The 3,175-nt window shown below is 32.1% G+C and carries 5 protein-coding genes and 2 pseudogenes; 5 read left to right on the forward strand and 2 right to left on the reverse strand.

Annotated features, from left to right (window positions below; all coding sequences use genetic code 11):
• The 5 genes and pseudogenes from AB3X49_RS20115 to AB3X49_RS20135 all read left to right on the forward strand — a co-directional run.
• Positions 1-138 (forward strand): annotated as a pseudogene (locus AB3X49_RS20115) (competence type IV pilus minor pilin ComGF); the annotation flags it as partial.
• Positions 135-506, forward strand: coding sequence for a competence type IV pilus minor pilin ComGG (gene comGG, locus AB3X49_RS20120; protein ID WP_088292656.1), 372 nt, complete (start codon positions 135-137; stop codon positions 504-506). The pseudogene AB3X49_RS20115 and the gene comGG, both read left to right, overlap by 4 nt.
• Positions 507-679: 173 nt before the next feature.
• Positions 680-1,330, forward strand: a complete 651-nt coding sequence (locus AB3X49_RS20125; RefSeq protein WP_002034016.1) for a 2OG-Fe(II) oxygenase — start codon at positions 680-682, stop codon at positions 1,328-1,330.
• Positions 1,331-1,481: 151 nt separating this feature from the next.
• Complete coding sequence (locus tag AB3X49_RS20130) at positions 1,482-1,979, forward strand: shikimate kinase (RefSeq protein WP_002129082.1); 498 nt, start codon at positions 1,482-1,484, stop codon at positions 1,977-1,979.
• 38 nt (positions 1,980-2,017) lie between these two features.
• Positions 2,018-2,218, forward strand: coding sequence for a YqzE family protein (locus AB3X49_RS20135; RefSeq protein ID WP_002015009.1), 201 nt, complete (start codon positions 2,018-2,020; stop codon positions 2,216-2,218).
• Positions 2,219-2,284: 66 nt separating this feature from the next.
• On the opposite strand, the gene AB3X49_RS20140 is transcribed toward AB3X49_RS20135, so the two are convergent.
• Entirely contained in the window at positions 2,285-2,920 is a 636-nt protein-coding gene (locus AB3X49_RS20140) for a VC0807 family protein (protein ID WP_002015010.1), read from the reverse strand.
• A 128-nt stretch (positions 2,921-3,048) separates the two neighbouring features.
• Positions 3,049-3,166: pseudogene (locus AB3X49_RS20145) on the reverse strand (GTP pyrophosphokinase).
• Positions 3,167-3,175: the final 9 nt, after the last annotated feature.

Consider the following 3,175-nt stretch of genomic DNA (forward strand, 5'->3'; position numbering starts at 1 on the left):
GAATTTATATTACAAAGGATTGAAGCGATTTCGTATAAATTAACACCTCATTTGTTATATATATATGTGAAAGATATAAGTGGTGAAATATATGAAGGCATGGCTGTGCGCTATAGTGAAATTGAGATAGAAACATGAGAAAACAAGATGGATTTGTAATGCCAGGAACAATTATTTTTCTTATTTTATTCATTTCATTTTTGATGTACGAAACGAATATGTTACTTTCGGATAAAAAATTTTATTCTGAAATAGAACAAAGTTTTTTCATGGAGGAACTTGTTGATCGAGCTATTTCAGATATAAAAAGAGACTTACAGCAAAAAGAAAAAGAGGATGTTTTTTTATTTCAGTATGAAAGAGGAGAAGTGAGTGGAAAGTACGTCTTTGAAAATGATGTTATTATCATTTCGTTGCAATGTGTTACAAAACAGAGAGTTTTCTATACAATGAGCTTTCACTATAGGAAAAAGGATAATAAAATATTTGATTGGGTAGAAGGATAATATGTAAAATATATGGAGAAGAACCATGAGTTTCTATTGTGGAGGGAGTCAATTTCTTTGAGGAAAGGGATAAGAACGATGTTCAAAAGTTTAAATTTTCTCAAAAAAGAGAAAGGTAGAAAGAATATGATATATTCATGCTATCCAATCATTTTTTCTAGGGAGATAAGAAAATGACAAATAACAATCAAATAGGTGAAAGTAAGGAACAAACTATTTTTGATCATAAAGGAAATACGATTATGACAGAGGATAGGGAAATACAAATTATTTCAAAATTCGAAGAACCTCTTATTGTTGTATTAGCAAATGTATTAAGTGATGAAGAGTGTGCTGAATTGATTGAATTGTCTAAAAGTAATATGAAACGTTCTAAAGTTGGTTCATCACGTGATGTAAATGATATTCGAACGAGTAGTGGTGCATTTTTGGAAGAGAATGAACTTACTTCGAAGATTGAAAAACGAATTTCATCTATCACGAATGTTCCTGTAGCGCATGGAGAAGGATTGCACATTTTAAATTATGAAGTGGATCAAGAATATAAAGCGCACTATGATTATTTTGCAGAACATAGCAGGTCAGCTGCTAATAATCGTATAAGTACTCTTGTGATGTACTTAAATGATGTAGAAGAAGGCGGGGAAACATTCTTTCCGAAATTAAATCTTTCTGTACACCCTAGAAAGGGAATGGCAGTATACTTTGAGTATTTTTATCAAGATCAATTACTAAATGAGCTTACGTTACATGGAGGAGCACCTGTAACGAAAGGTGAGAAATGGATTGCAACGCAGTGGGTGAGAAGAGGTACTTATAAGTAAAAGTGAGCCAGCTTGTTTGATTACGAGAAAATAGTGAGTATGTTACGTTTTGTTCTTCATAGCATAAGAAGAACAAAACGTTTTTTTATTAAATAAAGTAACATCTTTCGTTATAATAACAAATAATAACGGATGATTGAGAGGAACGAAAATGAAATCTATATACATAACTGGCTATATGGGAGCCGGGAAAACAACAATTGGAAAAGTGTTAAGTAAAGAACTTCATATGGATGTTGTAGATACAGACCAAAAAATTGAAGAGAAGCAAGAGAAGGCAATTCGTGATATTTTTGCCGAAGAAGGCGAAATGGCTTTTCGGGAATATGAAAGTGAAATGTTACGTTCACTACCGGTTCAGAATGTAATTATTACAACGGGTGGAGGGATTATTGAACGAGCGGAAAATCGAAAGTGGATGAAGGAAAATGGAACTGTTGTGTATTTATATTGCGATCCACATGTAATTGCAGAAAGGCTTCGTGAAGATACGACACGTCCACTATTTCAGAAGAAAGATATAGATGCATTTATAACGAAATTTGAATCGCGCCGAGCTTATTATGAAGAGGCTGATATTCATATCGATACGACAAATAAGTCGGTAAAGCAAATTATGAATGAATTAAAGCAAAAGATTAATGAATAAAAAAGTGGACATACTAATCAAGTAGAGGTGATGATAATATGTCTACTAATGATTATGTACGCTTTGTGACACAGCAATTTGTGTCATATATGGATGCTCCAAAAGAGGATCGAAAACAACAGAAACAACAACGTCGTGCGGAGAAAGAGCCATTCTTAAATAAATGGTTTGGTGTTATGCCACTGAGCGCTGCTTTGTTTTATCGAAATGTAAAAAATAAAAGAAAAAAATCAAGCTAACTTTTTCGTAATATGTCTGGAAAAATAAAGATCCCCTAGTGCAACAAGCTGCTAGGGGATCTTTATTTATTGTTGCACAGATTCTTTTTCTTCAGTAACCGCATGTATCTTATTATTTACCCATACAAACCCTATTCCGATGCAAATAGAAATACCCCAGCCAACAGCGGTCATAATAGCTCTCATTTCACCATATCCATCTACACCGAAAACAGAGATGAAATAGATTTTCAAGAAGCTTTTTAATATAAATTGAAGGCCGAAAAATAGTGTTAAATATTGCAGTGCTGGATATATACGACTATCACGATAAAGCTCACGACTTTTATCACGATCATGACCTTGCAGTGCTGAAATATCCGCTGCGAAATATAACATAAGTGGTTTTTTTATAAAGATTGTACATATAACGATGCAGCCAAGTACGATATGATAATATGCATCATTCCATAGCATTCGTTCCGCTGATCCAGATATTAAGTCTACCGTTGTATTAGAAATGAGTGTAATTAAAATAAAGAACCCTGTAACGTTAAACTGTTTTTCTTTTTTAAAGGTATACAGTGTATAAATAATCCCCGGAACAGAGGAAATTAACATTGCGTAATAAGGATCGATATAAGGTTTTGCAAATTTCCAAATGAGGAATGGGAATACGAGATAAAAGACAAGATCTAATATAGCTTTTTTATTTTGATTCATACAAATCCTCCTTAAGTCATACATATATTTTATAATATAATTTCTGAAAATTGTATAAGGTTTAATAAAAAAAAGAAAAGTAGATGATTAGTAGATTAAAAAAATTGTCCCTAGCGTAGTAAGTTTTTTTAGTATATAATAAAGGAAACGCTTTCATTTTTTGGTTTGTTCACAAAATGGATGGAAAATCACATATTTACTATTGATATGTTACTTTATAATGAAACTAATTAAATATACATGCATACAATATTG

Origin of the sequence: Bacillus sp. C30 (assembly GCF_040838255.1) — a bacterium.
Classification (GTDB): domain Bacteria; phylum Bacillota; class Bacilli; order Bacillales; family Bacillaceae_G; genus Bacillus_A; species Bacillus_A mycoides.